The following is a 16,637-nucleotide window of genomic DNA, read 5'->3' as shown; positions in this document are numbered from 1 at the left end:
CGCGCGGTCAGGGTTCCTCGATCTCCCGCAGCACCCGCTGGGCCACCGCGTAGGCGGCGTTGGCCGCGGGCACCCCGGCGTAGACCCCGGTGTGCAGCAGCACCTCGCCGATCTCGGCCGCGGTGAGCCCGTTGCGGACGGCCGCGCGCACGTGCAGGGCCAGCTCCTCGTGGTGGCCGAGCGCGGTGAGCAGGGCCAGGGTGAGGCAGCTGCGGGTGCGCCGGTCCAGGCCGTCCCTGGTCCACACCGAACCCCAGGCGGACTCGGTGATGTAGTCCTGGAACGGCGCGGTGAACTCGGTGGTGCCCGCCACCGCCCGGTCCACGTGCGCGTCGCCGAGCACCTCGCGCCGCACCCGCATGCCCTCGGTGTGGCGGTGGTCAGTCATCACGGCCTCCTGGTGTCGTGAGTCGGACGTGCGGTGGCGGTATCGGCGGTCCAGCTTTCCGCCGGGCGTGCCGAGGGGAGGCCCTCGTACCGGGTTGTACGTGGGCTTTCCCGCGGTGCGGTCGGCGGGAAGCTGGGCCGCCGAGACCGCTGGCGCACGTCCGACTCACGACACTAGGTGTTCCAGGATCAGACGGGTGAACTCCGCGGACCGCTCCAGGCTGCCCAGGTGCGCCGCGTGCTCGACCACCTCGAACCGCGCGCCCGGAATCCGGTCGGCGATCAGGCGGCCCTGCTCGGGCGGGGTGGCCGGGTCGTCCGCGCCGGAGATGACCAGCGTCGGCGCGGTGATCCGCGGCAGCTCGGGCAGCAGGTCCATCCGCTCGATCGCCCCGCAACAGGCGGCATACCCCTCGGCGGGCGTCGCGGCCACCATCGCGCGCAACTCGGCCACCAGCTCCGGATGCCGCCGCGCGTAGTCCGGGGTGAGCCAGCGCCCGACCACCGCATCGGCCACCGCGCCCGTGCCCTCGGCGCGCACCAGCCGGGCCCGGTCCGCCCAGCCGGAGCGCGGGTTCAGCTCGGCCGAGGTGCAGCACAACACCAGCCCGCGCACCCGCTTCGGCCGGAACGCCCCCAGCCACATGCCCACCATGCCACCCAGCGACAACCCGGCGAAGTGCGCGTCCGGCAGGTCCAGCTCGTCCAGCAACGCGGCCACATCCGCGCCCAGCGCCGCCAGGTCGTAGGGCCCCGGTGGCGTCAGCGACTCGCCATGCCCCCGGTGGTCATAAGTGATCACCCGGTATCCGGCCGCGGCCAGCGCCGCCACCTGCGGCCGCCACATCCGGCGATCGCTGCCGAGCGACCCGGACAGCACCACCGGCGGCCCGGCCACCGGCCCCGCCACCGTGTACGCGGGAAGGATCGTCACCTGTCCTCCTCCTGCCAGGCCGCCAGCGCCCGGTCCACGAACAAGCCGGCGCTGCCCAGATATCCCGCCGGATCCAGCAACTCCGCGATCCGCTCCGCCGACAGGTGCTCCCCCACCACCGGATCCGCGGCCAGGATGGCGGCAAACCCGCCCTCCGCCACCGCCTGCCGGGCGCACCGGGCGACCGCGTCATGCGCCACGAGCCGCCCCACCTCGTCCACCAGCGCCGAGGTCACCCGCTCGGCCAGCAACAACCCGCCGGTGCGGTCCAGGTTCGCCCGCATCCGCCCCGGATCCACCCGCAACCGCGCCAGGCTCTCCGCCACCCAGTGCACCGCCGACCCGGTCACCCTGGCGAGCTCGGTCAGCGGCCGCCACTCGGCATGCCAGTTCCCCGCCGCCCGCTGGTACTCCTGCGGCCGCACCGCGAACACCGTGGCGACGAGCCCCGGCACCTGCGCCGCCGCCCCGGCGGCCAGCACCGCGGCCACCGGATTCCGCTTGTGCGGCAACGTCGAGGACCCACCACTGCCCGGCGGCCCCTCCTCGAACACCTCGCCGACCTCGGTCTGCGCGAGCAGGATGATCGTGCGCGCGATGCCCCCAGCCGCCCCGGCCACCTCGCCGAACGCGGCGGCGACCGCGGTCAGCCGGGAACGCTCGGTGTGCCAGGGCAGCACGGGCTCATCCAGTGCCAGCTCGCGAGCCAGCGCGGCGAGCACCGCAGGCCCACCCGGCCCCAGCGAGGCGAGCGTTCCCGCCGCACCGCCCAGCTGAGCCGCGAACCGCAAGCCGCGCAACCGATCCCGGGCAGCCGTCAGCGCGGACAGCCAGGTCGCCGCGGTGAGCCCGAAGGTCACCGGCAACGCCTGCTGCCCCAGCGTCCGCCCAGCCTGCGGCGTGTCCCGGTAGGCAGCCGCCAGCTCCGCGGCCCGTGCCCCCGCGGTGTCCACAGTGGACAGCAGCGCGCGGGTGGCGCCGCGCAGCACCAGCATGGCCGCGGTGTCCAGCACGTCCTGGCTGGTGGCGCCCTGGTGCACGTACCGGCTCGCCGCCCCGTCCACGCGGACGGTGAGCGCGCGCACCAGTGGCGCGGCGGGGTTGCCCACGCCAGTGGCCGCAGCGCCGATCTCGGCCGGGTCGATCTCCACGCGGTCGATCTCCGCCGGGCCAAGCTCCACCCGATCACCGGCCGCCACATCACCAGCCGCCAGATCACCGGCAACTGGATCGCGCGCCACAGGGCCCCGGGCGGCCGGATCGCGCGCCGGGTCCCGGGCCGCCAGATCCTGGGCCGCCGAGTCCCGAGTCACCGGGTCCCGGGCCGCCGGGTCCCGGGCCGCCGAGTCCCGAGTCACCGAGTCCCGAGTCACCGAGTCCCGAGTTACCGGGTCCCGGGCCGCCAGATCGCACGCCCTCGCGATGGCCGCCGCGTGTTCCGGCGCGAGCAGCCCAACCTCCGCCTGGGCGGTGGCCAGGGCGCGCTCGAAGGCGAGCATGGCGCGCAGCCAGGCCCGGTCCTCGACCTCAGCTCGCACCGGGCCGGCCGCCGACAATCCGTCGAACAGGTCAGACATCGAAGAACACGGTCTCCTGTCCGCCCTGCAACCGCACGTCGAACCGGTAGCCGTCGCCGGTCCGCTCGGCGATCAGCGTGGCCCGCCGGTGCTCCGGCACCGAGCACAGCACCGGGTCGCTCCGGTGCATTTCAGCGTGTTCCGGGAAGTAGATTCGGGTCACCACCCGGTGCAGCAACCCGCGCGCCAGCACGGAGACGTCGATGTGCGGAGCCTGCACCAGCCCAGCCTCGGCCGGCACCGCCCCCGGCACCACCGTGCGGATGCCATAGCTGCCGTCGGCCGCCGTGGTGCAGCGTCCGAAGCCGCGGAACCCCGGCGAGGCCACCGCGCCGCGGGGATCGGCCGGGTGGTTGAAGCGCCCGTCCGCATCGGCCTGCCAGGTCTCGATCACCGCGTCGGGGACCGGCTCGCCCGCGCCGTCCCTGACCGTGCCCCGCAACCATACCGCATCCGGCATATTCGGCGAAATCACGTCCGGGCCGTCCGGCCACTCCAGGCCGAGGGCGAGGTAGGGGCCGACGGTCTGCGAGGGCGTGCTCATTCGTCCTCCTCCTCGTCCTCGAACACCGAGGAGTCGCTGCCGCGCAACACGATGTCGAACTCGAAGGCCAGCGCCCAGTCCGGCCGGGTGCGGTCCAGGTCGAAGCGGGAGACCATGCGCTGCCGGGCGCGTTCGTCGGGCACCGAGTTGAAGATGGGGTCCTGGCCGAAGAGCGGATCGTCCGGGAAGTACATCTGGGTGACCAGCCGCTGGGTGAACGCGGTGCCGAACACCGAGAAGTGGATGTGCGCCGGCCGCCAGGCGTTGTCGTGGTTCTTCCACGGGTAGGCGCCTGGCTTGATGGTGGTGAACTCGTAGCGGCCCTCGTCATCGGTCAGCGTGCGGCCGGTGCCGTCGAAGTTCGGGTCCACCGGCGCGGGCCAGCGGTCCCGCACGTGCTTGTACCGCCCGGCCGCGTTGGCCTGCCACAGCTCGATCAGCGAGTTGCGCACCGGTCTGCCGTCGCCGTCCAGCAGCCGCCCGTGCACGATGATCCGCTGGCCGTGCGGCTGGCCGGGGTGCTGGCGGGTCAGGTCGTTGTCCAGCGGGCCGAGGCGGCCCGGGCCGAGCAGCGGGCCGGTCACCTCGGTCAGCCGGTGTGGCAGCACGACCAGGGGTTGCTTCGGGTGGCGCAGCGCGGTGGAGCCGTAGGCCGGGCTGTCCAGCGGCGGGTGGGTGCCCGGCGCGTCCCTGCGGTAGCGCGGCAGCGCGAGCCGCCGCCCCTCGGTGGTCGACATCGTCTCCCCTTCTGACCTCAGCAGCCGATCGGCAGACCGGCGTAGTTCTGGGCCAGCTCGGTGGCGGCCGCGGTGGAGGTGCGCACCGCGTCGAGCTGGGCGAGTTGCAGGCGGGCGTCGAAGTCATCGCCGTGCCGGTGCAGCATGGTGGTCATCCACCAGGAGAAGTGGGTGCACCGCCAGACCCGGCGCAGCGCGGTGTCCGAATAGGACTCGGCCAGCCCTGGCTTGCCGTCCACCAGCCAGGCCACCAGCGCGCGGTGCAGCAGCACCACGTCGGCCACCGCCAGGTTGAGGCCCTTGGCCCCGGTGGGCGGCACGATGTGCCCGGCGTCGCCGGCCAGGAACAGGCGGCCGTGCCGCAGCGGGGTGGCCACGAAGCTGCGCATCGGCAGCACGCTCTTCTCGGTGATCGGGCCGGTGGTCAGCTGCCAGCCGCCGTCACTGGCGCCGAGGCGGGTGGCCAGCTCGGTCCAGATCCGCTCGTCCGGCCATTCCGCCAGGTCCTCGCCGGGACGGACCTGGAGGTAGAACCGGCTGACCGTGCTGGAGCGCATGCTGTGCATGGCGAACCCGTCGGTGTGCCAGGCGTAGATCAGCTCGTCGGTCGAGGGCGGCACCTCGGCCAGCACGCCCAGCCAGGCGAAGGGGTAGTCCCTGGTCCAGGTCTCGCGCAGGGCCGAGGGCAGCGCGCGGCGGCTGGGCCCGTGGTGGCCGTCGCAGCCCGCGATGACCTCCGCGTCGATCCGGCGCGGGCGCCCGTCGGCGTCGGCGAAGGTCACGTGCGGCGCCTCGCCGTCCACCTCGTGCAGCTCGACCTGGCTCGCGCCGTAGAAGGCCAGCCGGCCGGCGTGCTCGCGCGCGGCCATCAGGTCCTTGGTGACCTCGGTCTGCCCGTACACCGACACCGAGCGCCCGACCAGGTCGACGAAGTCCACGTGCTCCCGGTGACCGGGCCACTGGAGGTAGATGCCGCGGTGCCGCAACGCCTCTGCCCGCAGCCGCTCGCCGACCCCGGCCTCGCGCAGCACCTCGACCGTGCCCGCCTCCAGGATCCCGGCCCGGATGCGCGACTGCACGTGCTCGGCGCTCTGCCGTTCGATCAGCACCGAGTCCACGCCGTCCAGGCCGAGCAGGTGCGAGAGCAGCAGACCGGCCGGCCCGGCGCCGATGATGACCACCTGGGTGCGCATCCACTCCCCTTTCTCCGTGGACGCACCTTGGCCGCCGCGAACAGCGGACAGCTACCTCGCTTTCATTGAATGAGACACTAGTGGCGCTCCCAGGGCGCGCGAAATACCGCGCGCCGCGGTTTGCAGCGCGGGCAGGTGGCTGGGCACCGCGGCGTCGTCCGGCACGATCACCGCCAGCGCCGCGGCCACCTCGCCGTCCGGTCCGCGCACCGGCGCCGCGATCCCGGTGACCCCGTCGTCGATGAACCCACGGCAGAGCGCGAACCCGCCGCGCCGCACGTCGGCGAGGAAGGCGCGCAGCCGCGCCGGATCGGTGATGGTGCGCCGGGTGTAGGCGCGCAGCGGCGCGGCCAGCACCGACTCCTGCAGCTCCACCGGGGCGTGCGCCAGCAGCACCAGCCCTGCCGAGTTGACGTGCAGCGGCAGCCGCCCCGCGATTCGGATGACATTCTCTACCGCACCCGGGGCGGACAGCCGCTCCACGAACAAAACTTCGCGGCCCTCCAGCACGCCGAGCTGGGTGTGGTGGCCGACCACCGCCTGCAGGTCCTCCAGGAACGGCATCGCCGCCTCGCGCAGGCTCAGCGCGGGCGAGGCCCTGGAGGCCAGCTCCCAGATCCGCAGGCCCAGCCGGACGCTGCGGTCGGGTTCGCGGTGCAGCCAGCCGTGCCCGACCAGCTCCTCGATCAGCCGGGAGGCGGTGGGCACGGGCAGGCCGGCCCGCCGGGCGATCTCCGAGACCCGCAGCGCCGGGGTGTCCGAGCCGAAGGTCTCGAAGATCCGCACCACTCTGGCCAGCACGGACTCCCCGGCGGGCGAGTTGGCCACGCTCAGCCCTGCGCCGGGTACAGCCCGTGCAGCCACCGCGCCCACGCCTCGTCGGCGGCGGCCCGGTCGACCGGGGTGTAGACGTGGTGGCCGACTGCGATGGTCATGCCCAGCGCGGCGCGGCCGTGGAAGCGGTACAGCCCGTCCTCGGTGCGCACCGCGAGGAAGTCGCCGTCGGGCTCCTCCACCCAGTCCACCACGCCCTCGATCGGCGGCAGCCCGGCCGGGGTCAGCCGCACCCGCTCGCCCAGGGCCGGTTCGTGGTCAAGGCCCAGGCCGCGCAGCAGCACCGGCCAGGCCTCCGGCTTGGCCGAGGCCTCCGGCCCCTCGGCGGTGAGGTAGACCGCGGGCCGTCCGGCGAAGTGCCGGAAGTACTCGGCCAGGGTGTGCAGGTACATGTCCCAGCCGCGGCTGGTCAGGCCCTCGTACTCGGCGTCCCAGTCATCACCGAGGAATCCGCTGTGCACGAACCGCAGCACGGTGCTGCCGCCGTCCTTGGCCTCGATCAGGTACTCGAAGGCGTGGAAGGAGCCGTCCGGGCCGGCCGGCGTGGTGATGGACAGGTGCGCGGGCGGCTGCCACACCTCGCAGGCGCCCGCATCCGGCGCGGGCTGGGACATGAACCAGGCCTCCATGCCCGGTCCGGTCGCGATCGCGTCCCACACCTGTTGCGGGGTGGCCGCCAGCTCGACTTCCTTGCGCAGCTCGAACTTCCGTCCCATCAGGACTCCTTGCCAGTGTTGTCGTCTTCGGCGAGCACCGGTCGCACGCTCGGGTGCACGGCCACCAGCACCCGGTGCGTGCGGCCGCCCGCCGCTGTCTCATCGTGGTACTTGCCCACCAGCCCGGCCACCGCAGCGGCCAGCTCACGGGCGAAGGCGGCCCGCCGCTCCGCCGAGGCGAACCTGATCTCGCCGTCCAGGGCGTAGGTGGCCACCGGTTTGCCAGCCTTGCGGCTGCCGGTGATCAGGTGGCCGACGTCGCGGACCAGCCGGGCGGCCAGCGCGAGCAGCCAGCGCGCGGAGAGCTGGTCCGGCGAGCGCGCCGGATCGGGCTGCACCGCGCCCAGCGCGGCGGGCGAGATGACGTAGGAGGCGGCGGTCGCGCGCAGCACCCGCTCGGTGAAGTTGCCCTTGCGGCGTTCCTCCACCAGTTCGACCAGGCCGTGCTTCTCCAGTTCCCGCAGGTGGTAGTTGATCTTCTGCCGGGCCACGCCCACCCGCGCGGCCAGTGAGCTCGCCGAGCCCGGCTCGGCCAGCTCGGCGAGCAGACGCGACCGCAGCGGATCAAGACTGCTCTCCGCCGCGGCCGCGTCCTCGATCACCGCAACCTCATCCATGCGGCCATCGTGGCTTGGACAAATTTTTTTGTCAAGGGCTCCCGGTGATCAGCACCCGGAGGTGGCGGGCTTGCCGGCGAACCGGTCGGCGAGGAACTGGTGGGCGGCCTCGTTGCCGGTGTAGACCAGGGTGATGTGGTCGCTGGGGTAGCCCTGCCAGCGCGCGTTGACCCCCAGCCGGCAGTAGGCGGCGAAGAGCTCCCTGGCCTGCGGCGGGTACACCAGGTCGTCGTGGTCGCCGTGGTATTGGAAGACCGGGACCTGGATCTTGTTGCCGCCCAGCTTGTTCTCCCTGACCCTGGCCAGCCAGGGCGGGGTCAGCACCGGGCTTTTCGTGGTGTGGTCGGCCAGTCTGCCGTTGGGGTACCAGGTGAGCAGCTCCACCGTGCAGGCCTCGCGCTGCATCCGCGCGTACTCCGCCCGCCCCTTGTCGTTGAGGTAGTCATCCAGCTTCAGCTCCGGATAGGCCCGGTCCAGGCCCATCAGCGCGGTGGCCAGCAAGCCGTAGCCGCGCTTGCCGTCCAGCGGCAGCGCCACCTGGATCAGGTCCGCGGGGACGCCGCCGCCGACCACACCGACCAGGTTCAGCTCCGGGGCGTAGGCCGGCTGCAGCTCCCCCGCCCACATGGCCGCGCCGCCGCCCTGGGAGTAGCCGCGCAGGGCGACCTTGGCGTTGGCGGACAACCCGGTCCCCGGCAGCCGCAGCGCCGCCCGGACCACGTCGAGCACGGCCGTGCCCATCGAGCGCCCGACGGTGTAGGTGGTGCGCGGCTCCGGCCGGTAGCCCTCGTAGTCGGTGATGGCCACCGCGTAGCCGCGGGTCAGCAGGTCGGTCACCGCGGGCTGCTCGTAGAGCGCGCCGACGTCGATCATCCGCGACGGCGTGCAGCGGAAGGCCGGTCCGTGCGTGCCCACCGCCAGGCCCACCACCGGCGCGGTCCCGGCGTCGACGTCCTTGGGCACCAGCACGGTGCCGGTCACCGCGTGCCGCTGGCCCAGCGCGTTGGTGGACAGGTACATCACCTGCCAGGCCTTGGCCTTCGCCCTGGTCGGCGGGTTGTCCGAGACCCGGGAGCGGAGGATGTCGCCCGGCGCGCCCGGGGGCAACGGATCCGGCGGCTGGTAGAAGCTGTCCTCCGCGAGGGCCACTGGCGGCAGCAGCGCCGCCAGCAACAGGGCGCTGAGCAACGCCGGCACAACGCGGCGAATGGAACGTGACATCGCTCGACCTCCGAGCCGCACGACTTGGCGAAAACAGGGAATTGGCCAGCTGGCCGACTCCGCAAAACTACCACTGACCCCACTGCGCCCGAAGTACTATTCTTTGTCATCACCTCACAAAACAGCCTTCGGAAATACGCACTTCACCACGAATACCTCACACGATCAGGCGACATCTCTCGACAGAGAAATGTTCACATTTGACAGAATTGGCGGCGCGCAAGCTAATACACGGTATGCGTCTGGCGAGTCGGCTCTGGTCGACCATCCCCAAGGAGTTCGCCCGCCCGTTCCGTCCGCACGTGGCGCGCATGACCGCGGACATGATCCAGGAGATCCGGCGCGCGGTGCCGGAGTACGAGGCGCTGCTGGGCAGCGAGCACGAGGCGGTCATCGTCGAGGCGATCGAGAAGGCGATCCTGTACTGCATCGACCACCTCGGCGACCCGAAGTTCCGCAGCGACGAGTGGGCCAGCTACCTGCGCCACCGGGGCATGGTGGAGTTCCACGAAGGCCGCAGCGCGAACGCCCTGCAGACCGCGTACCGGGTCGGCGGCAAGGTGGCCTGGCGGCACGTCTCCGCGGTCGGCCAGAGCATGGGCGCGCCGCCGGAGCTGCTGTTCACCGCCGCCGAGGCGATCTTCGCCTATGTCGAGGAGCTGTCCGCGCTGGCGGTGGACGGCTACACCGAGGCCCAGCGCAGGGCCGCGGGCAGCCGGGAACGCAGGCGCCGCCGCCTGCTGGAGCTGATCCTGGCCGAGGCGCCGCCCTCCCGGCGGGTGCTGCTCCAGCACGCCGAGGCGGCCCGCTGGACCGTGCCGGAGACCGTGGTCGCGGTGGCCCTGGAACCCCGCGGCGACCAGCACACGCTCAGCCCGCCCGCGCTGGCCGCCGAGGTGCTGGTCGACCTGGAGGGCGAGGTGCCCTGCCTGGTCACCGCCGATCCGGAACGGCACCTGCGCGACCTGGCCCGCAACCTCAACGGCTGGCGGGCCGCGGTCGGCCTGCCGGTGCCGCTGGCCGAGGCGGCGATCTCACTGCGTGGCGCGCGCCGGGCCCTGCGGCTGGTGCAGCGCGAACTGCTGCCGGACCGGCCGGTGACCTGGTGCGCCGACGAGCTGCCCACGCTGTGCCTGTTCGCCGACGAGTTCCTCATCGGCGAACTGGCCCGGCGCTGCCTGACCCCGCTGGACGACCTCACCCCGAAGCAGCGCCGCCGCCTGGCCGACACCCTGCTGGCCTGGCTGAGCAGCCGCCGCAACGCCCTGGAGATCGCCGCGGACCTCGATGTGCACCCGCAGACCGTGCGCTACCGGTTGCACCAGCTGGAACGGCTCTTCGGCGACCAGCTCACCGACCCGGACCAGCGGCTGGCGCTGGAGCTGGCGCTGCGGGCGGAGCGGCTGCTGCACCCCTGAGGGGTCAGTGGTACTCCACGCTCATCGACTCCGCGGACATGGTCAGCTCGGCGATGGCGACCTGGTCGTGCCGGGTGTCGAAGCTGGGCGCGGCGATCCGGGTCGGGAAGGCGCTGCGCACCCGCCAGGTGACCAGCAGCTCGGGGCCGGGGTCGTTGGTCAGGCTGATCGACAGGTCCCGCTCCGCCACCCGGTCGCCCCAAGCCGTGCCCAGCCAGTTCCACAGTTCGCCGCGCACCGCGCACACCCCCCGGGTGAGCGTGAAGTCGACGTTGTGCCGCCGTGCCCCCAGCGGTTCTCGCCCGGTCTGCAGGCCGGTGACCCGGACAAACGCCATCACATCGCCGTCCACCGCCACCCGGAACCGATAGGACGGCATCGGGGGACGCCTAGTGGTCAGTTCGGACGACGCGCGCATGGGGTGCCCTCTCACCTGGACAAAGATCAGTGCCCCCAGCATGCGACGACGGAGCGTGACGCCGCCGTGACGTGGCGCACAAAGCGACCTCAGTTCCGCAATCGCAACGTCGTGACCAGTTGGTTGTCCGGTCCTGACACCAGGCCGGAGAACAGCGGGCTGAGGTCCTCCCGCACCCCGCACCCGGTGAACGGCGGGATCCGGAACACCGAGGTGTAGCGGTAGTCGGTGTTCGGCAGGATCGGCAGGTCCCCGACCAGCCGGATGACCATCGGCTCCTCGGTGCGGCAGTCGGGGCCGACGTCGAGGGGCACGCCGGCCTGGCGGACGTCCCGCAGGCGCAGCCGCAGGTTGACCGTGATGTCCAGCTTGCCGCCGGGCAGCGTGCCCGCCGCGGGGCCGACCGGCTCGAACTCGACGGTGGCGGTGGAGGGCACGAAGCCCAGCACGACGAAGTAGGACCTGCTCGGCGGGATGGCCAGGGTGCCGGTGAGCTTGCCGGAGCCGAGGTTGACCGTGGTCCGCATGACGCCGGGGGCGGTGGTCAGCTCGGAGCCGAGCTTGCGGATCCGGGAGGTGGTGCGGACGTCGTGGCGGAGCTCGATGTCGGCGGCCGGGGACGCGCCGGGGATCAGCGGGGGCGGACAGGGGCCGGGGCTCGGGACCTGGCTCGGGACCTGGCTCGAGCTCGGGCCGGGCGAGGGGCTGGGCGGCGGGCTGGTGACTGGTGGTGGAGCGGAACTGGTCGTGGGAGCAGGGCTGCCCGATGGGCCAGGACTGGCCGTGGGGCCAGGACTGGCCGTGGAACCGGGACTGCTCGCGGAACCGGGCCTGGGGGTTGTGACGGTGCGGGCGGGGCCGGACGGCGCGGACTGCCCGGCCGGCTGCGGCGGGCGCGCCGACCCCGGGGCCGTCGGAGACCCCGGGATCGGCGCGGTGGGTGTGGCCGACGGCTCGATGGCGGACCGGGCCGTCAGCCGGTCACCAGGCAGTGGTGCCTGGCGCTGTGGGGACACAGGCTGGGTTGCCGGGAGCGTCGCGGGGAGCGCGCTGGTCAGGCACGGGCTTGCCTGACCAGCGCCACTCCCCTGGCCGGGATCGGTGGTCAGTGGTGCGTTCTTCTCGGCGGGTGCGGCGCCGGCGGTGATCACCACGGCTGTGGTGGCCAGGACGGTGGCGAGACCGGTCAACCGCCATCGCCACTGGTGAGCGGCATAGGACTCCCTGGTCATCTCTGGGCCGGGATCTGGGGGAACTCGGCCAGCTGGTCGGGGGTCGGCGGGTCCACCACAACCGGGGCGCCCCAGTCGCGGTAGCTCGCCGAGACGGTTCCGATCGACGCCCGCACCGGCCGGTCGTTTCCGTCCAGGACCAACTGGATCCTGTGACCGGCTGGCACGGCAACTTCGTAGCGCACACCTTCGGGTGAGGCTTGTGCCGTGGCGAGGGTGGCCCCGGCCGGGATGAGCTTGCGCGGGTCGGACAGGTCGCGGATCCGGTCGGCCACCTCGGCCATGGGTTTGGCCAGCTCAGCGCCATCACCGGAGAGGCGGAGCCAGGGCTTGGCGCCCGGTGCGCGGTGGTCGTCGGGGATCCGGACGAAGGACGCGTCGGGCAGGAACGCGTACGTCACCGGCTGACCACCTTGCTGGGTCAGCTCGCACCGGGCGCTGGTGGTGTCCCGGCGGCAGGCGGCCCGGCCGGTCACCCCCAGATCGAGGTCCACCGCGACGGACTTCTGCTTCTCGGCGGCGGTGGTGATGGCCCTGGACAGGGCGTCGGCGTCGGGGTGACCGGGCGCGGCGGCCGGGCTGCCGCAGGCGGTCAGCACGAGCAGCGCGAGCAGGCTGTGGATGGTGGCACGCATGGCGGTCTCCGGCAGGCTAGGTTGGGACCCGGGCGCGGACGGGCTGGCGGCGACGCCGTCCGCACCCGGGAGTCGGGCTACTTCTTCTTCAGGTCGAGCGTGATCGAGTTGCCGGGGCCGGAAGTCACGGCGCTGACCACGTCGGTGATGAAGGTGCCGCAACCGGCGAACTTGGCGATCTCGTAGTCGCCGGTCAGGGTGCCGCCGACCATCGGGTTGAAGTTCGGCCCGGAGGTCAGCGCGATGTCCGAGGGCTTGGTCGTCTTGCAGGTGTCGCCGATGACCACCGGGATGCCCCAGACCCGCACGTCGGGCAGCTTGATGGTGACCTTCGAGTTCGACTTGACCACGCCGCCGGTGAACGTGCCGGCGGTCTTGCCCTCGGGCACCAGCTCCACTACGGACTCGGTGGGCAGGAAGCCGAAGAGCTTGAAGCTGGCCTTGGTCTTGGGCAGGGACAGCTCGCCGGAGAGCGCGCCCGACTGCAGGTTGACCTTGGCGTCGAAGTTGCCGGGGCCGAGCACGACCGCGGTGCCGAGCTTCTTGATCTGGGACGTGCCGTTGAGCCCGTAGCTGATCTCCAGGTCCGACGGCGGGTTCGACGTTGTGGTGGTCGGCTGCGTGCTGCTGGTGGTGGTGCTGGTCGGGCTGGTCGTGCTGCTCGACGTGGTGGTCGGGGTGGTGCTGCTGGTCGTGCTGCTGCTGGTCGTGGTGGTGGTCCCGCCGCCGGGCGGCAGCACGTCGACCTCGTAGAGCCTGATCTTCTGCGGCGGCTCGGTCTTCTTGATCGTGCAGGCCGAGTCGAAGGTGCCCAGGCCGGTCGGCGTGCCGTCGGCCTTGAGCGGGGTCAGCGTGGTCAGGAAGTCACCCACGTCGATCGTGGTGCGGCCCGGGTTGGGCAGCGCGAAGGACGGGGCCTTGCCCTTGGCCACCACGTCGAAGGCCCCGGCGTCCGGGATCGGGGTCTTCGGGACGGTCATCGGCACCTTGAGGTCCAGGGCGAGCCCTGCGTTGTCGAGCTTGGTGTCGGCGGTGGCCTTGCCCTCGATGGTGGCCGCGGAGACCAGCTTCAGCCCCGCGGTGGCGTCGGCCGGGACGGTGGCCACCGCGGTGACCTCGACCTCCGGGGTGGGCTGACCGGCCACCGGCTTGTCCGGCAGGCCGACCACGGTGATCTTGACCGACATGTCCTTCACGCCGATCAACGGGAACGGGCAGCTGTACACCAGGGTCAGCTCCGCCGGGGGTGCGGCCACGCCGGTGCCCGCGCCCGCCAGCACGCCAGCGGCGGTCAGCATCGCCCCGACGGTCACCGTGGCCAGTGCCCCGGCAAGCCTGCTGCGATTGTTCATCTTCATTGACTCCTCATCGCACGGGATTGGCTCACCCCACCCAACGGCATTCGAGAAGGCTGGTTACGGGAAATTTTCCGGACTTCTTTTTCTTGTCAACGGGCGCTAATCCATGATTATCGCGATTGTCATCGAGTGCGCACACACAAAAGGCCCGACGTTTGGGTGTTGACCCACCTGATTATGCGGCAATAACGTCCGCCGGACCCGTAACCGATTCGAAAGGCCTATTTCCATGCCCGAAGTAGCGATACCGGTCGCGGTGGACTCCGACGAGGTGCTCGCCGACGTCGTCGAGATGATCCGGACCCTGCTGGCGCACTACGGCCTGGAGGACGTGGCCATCGGCCGCTGGTGCCGGTTCCACGACGACCTGGACCTGGAGAGCATCGACCTGGTCAAGCTGGCCACCGCGCTGCGGGACCGCTACGGCGAGCCGGTGAACCTGGCCGCGTTCCTGGCCGGGCTGGACCTGGACGCGCTGATCGGGCTGACCGTCGGGCACCTGGTCGACTACATCGTGGCCGCGCTGCGCGCCGCCGGGACGGAGCAGCGCCGGTGACCCTGTTGACCGTGTGCGGCCTGGACACGCACGTGCAGCGGATGCTGCCCAAGGGCGACCGCCCGGAGGCGCCGCTGGTGGTGTGCGTGCACGGCATCCTGACCGACAGCCTGGCCAGCTACTACTTCACCCTCGGTCCGGCGCTGGCCGCCGCCGGATACGAGGTGCTGATGTACGACCTGCGCGGGCACGGCCGCAGCCACCGCCCGGCCACCGGCTACCAGCTGGAGCGCTTCGTCGGCGACCTGCGGCACCTGCTGGACCGGTTGCAGGTACGCCGCCCGGTGCACCTGATCGGCAACTCCTTCGGCGGCACGGTCGCCTTCGGCCTGGCCGCGGCGAACCCAGAGCTGGTGGCCAGCCTGGCCTTCATCGAGTCCGAGCCGGCGCTGGAGCCGTGGCGGCCGAAGATGGCGGCCAACCTGGCCCGGGCCAAGCGAGAGCTGGTGCGCGAGGAGTCGCTGGCCTGGATCGCCACCGAGTACAACCCGCACACCGCGCGGCTGGCCAAGGGCGCGGCGAAGTTGTTGCACAGCACCACGATCGCCGAGGACATCCCGGCCAGCCAGGTGCTCGACGAGGCCACCGTGGCCGCGATCGAGGCGCCGGTGTTCGGCATCTACGGCGACCGCTCGGACCTGGCGGTGCAGGCGCCGTGGCTGGAGGGGCTGCTGCCGCGCTGCCGCACGGTGGTCATCCCGGACCAGGAGCACTCGGTGCTGATCGAGCGCACCCCGCTGACCAAGGCGCTACTGCTGGAGTGGCTCAACGAGCACGCGTTCAGCGCACCGGCAGGTCCCGTTCCGCCCACTCGGCCATCGCGGTGAACACCGGCCGCAGCCGGTAGCCCGACTCGGTCAGCTCGTACTCGACCCGGGGCGGCACCTCGGCGTAGGCGGTCCGGGTGAGCAGCCTGGACCGCTCCAGCCCCTTCAACCGCGCGGAGAGGGTCTTCGGGCTGATACCGGGCAGCGCGGCGCGCAGCTCGGTGAACCGCCGAGGGCCCGCCAGCAGCTCGCGGACCACCAGCGTGGCCCACGGTCCCTCCAGCACGGTCAGGAACCGGGCGATCGGGCACTCCGGCAAAGTGTGGTCCGGCTCACTCATCCAAACTCCATTAGTTCATTTGAGGAAACTGGTTCCCCATCGGAACTATAGCGGGCATGACCTTCCTCGTACACGGCGCCACCGGCGCTCAGGGCGGCCCCGTCGCCGAGCTGCTCAAGGCCAACGGCCACGACGTCCGCCCGCTCACCCGCGCCCTCGCCAGTCTCGACGACGCCTCCGCGCTGACCAGCGCCTACGCCGGCGTGGATGCCGCTTTTGTGCACCTGCCGGTCACCCCCGACCCGGCGGCCCCCGCGCGCTGGACGGAGGCGATCGGCACGGCCGCGCTGGCCGCCGGAGTGCGCCGGATGGTGATCTCCACCAGCGGCGGTGTGCCCGAGGCGCCCTCCCAGGCCGACCGCATGGCCACGCTGCACGGGCTGGCCGCGCGGCTGCGCGCGGGCGGGGCGCGGGTCACCGTGCTGGCACCCCGGTTCTTCCGGGAGAACCTGCTACTGCCACCGATCCAGGACCGGCTGCGTGCCGAGAGCGTGCTGGCCTACCCGATCCGCGCCGACCAGGTCATCGCCTGGGCCAGCCACCTGGACGTGGCCAAGGCCGCGGTCGCCGCGCTGACCGGCGCGAACGCGCCCGAGCTGGTCCAGCTGGGCCAGCCGCTGACCGGTGCCGAGCTGGCCGAGGGCTTCACCGCGCACCTCGGCCGGCCGGTGCGCTATGAACAGCTGACCCCGGAGCGCTTCGCCGAGCTGCTGGCTCCGCTGATGGGCGCGGACGCGGCGGCCGGGATCGCCGCCGCCTACGCCGAGCTGGCCACCCTGCCGGGCGCGAGCTTCCCGGCTGACCAGGGCGGCGAGGCCTTGCTGGGCACCGGGATCCGGACCGTCCAGACCTGGCTGACCGAGCTGGGCGTCCCGGCCTGAGGCACCCGGCGCCGGGTCCGCGATCACGAAGTGCAAGAACTCACGCCGCGGGAGACACCTGTCCGGCGGGTCCTGAGGCCGCGTGTGGTGGATCTCGCACGCGATCGCCGGGCCCAGCCCGCCGGTGGCGGCACCGCCGGAACGACCCCGTACGACCTGGTACGCGGCCGTCCCGGCCTCGGACTACCTGATGCGCGACCTGGCCGAACGCCTGCGCAGCCAGATCGCGGTGGCCGAGGACCTGTGCCGCCGGATGAACGAGGTGCTCGACC

Annotated in this window: 20 protein-coding genes; 5 read left to right on the top strand and 15 right to left on the bottom strand. The window is 72.4% G+C overall.

Annotation, left to right across the window (positions count from 1 at the left end; translation table 11 throughout):
* Positions 1-7: 7 nt before the first annotated feature.
* The 10 genes from pcaC to ACWDY5_RS31665 form a co-directional block, all read right to left on the bottom strand.
* Positions 8-388 carry a 4-carboxymuconolactone decarboxylase gene (gene pcaC, locus ACWDY5_RS31710; RefSeq protein ID WP_449725816.1) on the bottom strand — a complete coding sequence of 127 codons (381 nt, stop codon included), beginning with the start codon at positions 386-388 and terminating at the stop codon, positions 8-10.
* A gap of 165 nt (positions 389-553) precedes the next feature.
* Positions 554-1,321 (bottom strand): 3-oxoadipate enol-lactonase, encoded by a 768-nt coding sequence (gene pcaD / locus ACWDY5_RS31705; protein ID WP_449725815.1) that lies wholly within the window; start codon positions 1,319-1,321, stop codon positions 554-556.
* On the bottom strand, positions 1,318-2,898 hold the full coding sequence (locus tag ACWDY5_RS31700) for a lyase family protein (protein ID WP_449725814.1): 1,581 nt from the start codon (positions 2,896-2,898) through the stop codon (positions 1,318-1,320). Before ACWDY5_RS31700 ends, pcaD begins: the two co-directional genes overlap by 4 nt.
* Positions 2,891-3,442: a protocatechuate 3,4-dioxygenase subunit alpha gene (pcaG, locus tag ACWDY5_RS31695; protein WP_449725813.1), complete on the bottom strand. Its 552-nt coding sequence runs from the start codon at positions 3,440-3,442 to the stop codon at positions 2,891-2,893. Before pcaG ends, ACWDY5_RS31700 begins: the two co-directional genes overlap by 8 nt.
* Positions 3,439-4,179, bottom strand: coding sequence for a protocatechuate 3,4-dioxygenase subunit beta (gene pcaH, locus ACWDY5_RS31690; RefSeq protein ID WP_449725812.1), 741 nt, complete (start codon positions 4,177-4,179; stop codon positions 3,439-3,441). The genes pcaG and pcaH overlap by 4 nt, the downstream gene beginning before the upstream one ends.
* A gap of 17 nt (positions 4,180-4,196) precedes the next feature.
* Positions 4,197-5,372, bottom strand: coding sequence for a 4-hydroxybenzoate 3-monooxygenase (locus ACWDY5_RS31685; RefSeq protein WP_449725811.1), 1,176 nt, complete (start codon positions 5,370-5,372; stop codon positions 4,197-4,199).
* A 51-nt stretch (positions 5,373-5,423) separates the two neighbouring features.
* A complete protein-coding gene (locus ACWDY5_RS31680; protein ID WP_449725810.1) occupies positions 5,424-6,200 on the bottom strand; it encodes an IclR family transcriptional regulator in 777 nt (258 codons plus the stop codon).
* Positions 6,201-6,202: 2 nt separating this feature from the next.
* The gene (locus ACWDY5_RS31675; RefSeq protein WP_449725809.1) at positions 6,203-6,922 is read right to left on the bottom strand and encodes an SRPBCC family protein; all 720 of its coding nucleotides are present in this window, start codon (positions 6,920-6,922) and stop codon (positions 6,203-6,205) included.
* Complete coding sequence (locus tag ACWDY5_RS31670) at positions 6,922-7,539, bottom strand: ArsR/SmtB family transcription factor (RefSeq protein WP_449725808.1); 618 nt, start codon at positions 7,537-7,539, stop codon at positions 6,922-6,924. Before ACWDY5_RS31670 ends, ACWDY5_RS31675 begins: the two co-directional genes overlap by 1 nt.
* A 48-nt stretch (positions 7,540-7,587) precedes the next feature.
* Positions 7,588-8,760 carry a lipase family protein gene (locus ACWDY5_RS31665; RefSeq protein ID WP_449725807.1) on the bottom strand — a complete coding sequence of 391 codons (1,173 nt, stop codon included), beginning with the start codon at positions 8,758-8,760 and terminating at the stop codon, positions 7,588-7,590.
* Positions 8,761-8,996: 236 nt separating this feature from the next.
* Between ACWDY5_RS31665 and ACWDY5_RS31660 the strand changes: the two genes are divergently transcribed.
* Positions 8,997-10,178, top strand: a complete 1,182-nt coding sequence (locus ACWDY5_RS31660) for a PucR family transcriptional regulator (RefSeq protein WP_449725806.1) — start codon at positions 8,997-8,999, stop codon at positions 10,176-10,178.
* Positions 10,179-10,182: 4 nt separating this feature from the next.
* Here ACWDY5_RS31660 and ACWDY5_RS31655 read toward each other — a convergent pair whose 3' ends face one another.
* The 4 genes from ACWDY5_RS31655 to ACWDY5_RS31640 form a co-directional block, all read right to left on the bottom strand.
* Positions 10,183-10,557: a phage tail protein gene (locus ACWDY5_RS31655; RefSeq protein ID WP_283659060.1), complete on the bottom strand. Its 375-nt coding sequence runs from the start codon at positions 10,555-10,557 to the stop codon at positions 10,183-10,185.
* 128 nt (positions 10,558-10,685) lie between these two features.
* Positions 10,686-11,123 (bottom strand): hypothetical protein, encoded by a 438-nt coding sequence (locus tag ACWDY5_RS31650; RefSeq protein ID WP_449725805.1) that lies wholly within the window; start codon positions 11,121-11,123, stop codon positions 10,686-10,688.
* A 701-nt stretch (positions 11,124-11,824) separates the two neighbouring features.
* Entirely contained in the window at positions 11,825-12,463 is a 639-nt protein-coding gene (locus ACWDY5_RS31645) for a hypothetical protein (RefSeq protein WP_449725804.1), read from the bottom strand.
* A gap of 77 nt (positions 12,464-12,540) precedes the next feature.
* Positions 12,541-13,815, bottom strand: a complete 1,275-nt coding sequence (locus tag ACWDY5_RS31640) for a DUF6801 domain-containing protein (protein WP_449725803.1) — start codon at positions 13,813-13,815, stop codon at positions 12,541-12,543.
* 235 nt (positions 13,816-14,050) lie between these two features.
* On the opposite strand from ACWDY5_RS31640, the gene ACWDY5_RS31635 reads away from it, so the two are divergent.
* Both ACWDY5_RS31635 and ACWDY5_RS31630 read left to right on the top strand, forming a co-directional pair.
* A complete protein-coding gene (locus ACWDY5_RS31635) occupies positions 14,051-14,377 on the top strand; it encodes an acyl carrier protein (protein WP_449725802.1) in 327 nt (108 codons plus the stop codon).
* The gene (locus ACWDY5_RS31630; protein ID WP_449725801.1) at positions 14,374-15,204 is read left to right on the top strand and encodes an alpha/beta fold hydrolase; all 831 of its coding nucleotides are present in this window, start codon (positions 14,374-14,376) and stop codon (positions 15,202-15,204) included. The genes ACWDY5_RS31635 and ACWDY5_RS31630 overlap by 4 nt, the downstream gene beginning before the upstream one ends.
* On the opposite strand, the gene ACWDY5_RS31625 is transcribed toward ACWDY5_RS31630, so the two are convergent.
* Positions 15,158-15,484: a winged helix-turn-helix transcriptional regulator gene (locus ACWDY5_RS31625; protein ID WP_449725800.1), complete on the bottom strand. Its 327-nt coding sequence runs from the start codon at positions 15,482-15,484 to the stop codon at positions 15,158-15,160. The two genes, ACWDY5_RS31630 and ACWDY5_RS31625, sit on opposite strands and share 47 nt — an antisense overlap.
* 56 nt (positions 15,485-15,540) lie before the next feature.
* Between ACWDY5_RS31625 and ACWDY5_RS31620 the strand changes: the two genes are divergently transcribed.
* Positions 15,541-16,365 (top strand): SDR family oxidoreductase, encoded by an 825-nt coding sequence (locus ACWDY5_RS31620; RefSeq protein ID WP_449725799.1) that lies wholly within the window; start codon positions 15,541-15,543, stop codon positions 16,363-16,365.
* Between the two features lie 82 nt (positions 16,366-16,447).
* Positions 16,448-16,637: hypothetical protein (locus ACWDY5_RS31615; protein ID WP_449725798.1), on the top strand; the 190-nt coding region annotated here is incomplete at its 3' end.

The sequence above is a fragment of the Crossiella sp. NPDC003009 genome, assembly GCF_053591555.1.
This window is presented reverse-complemented; position numbering and strand designations above follow the sequence as displayed.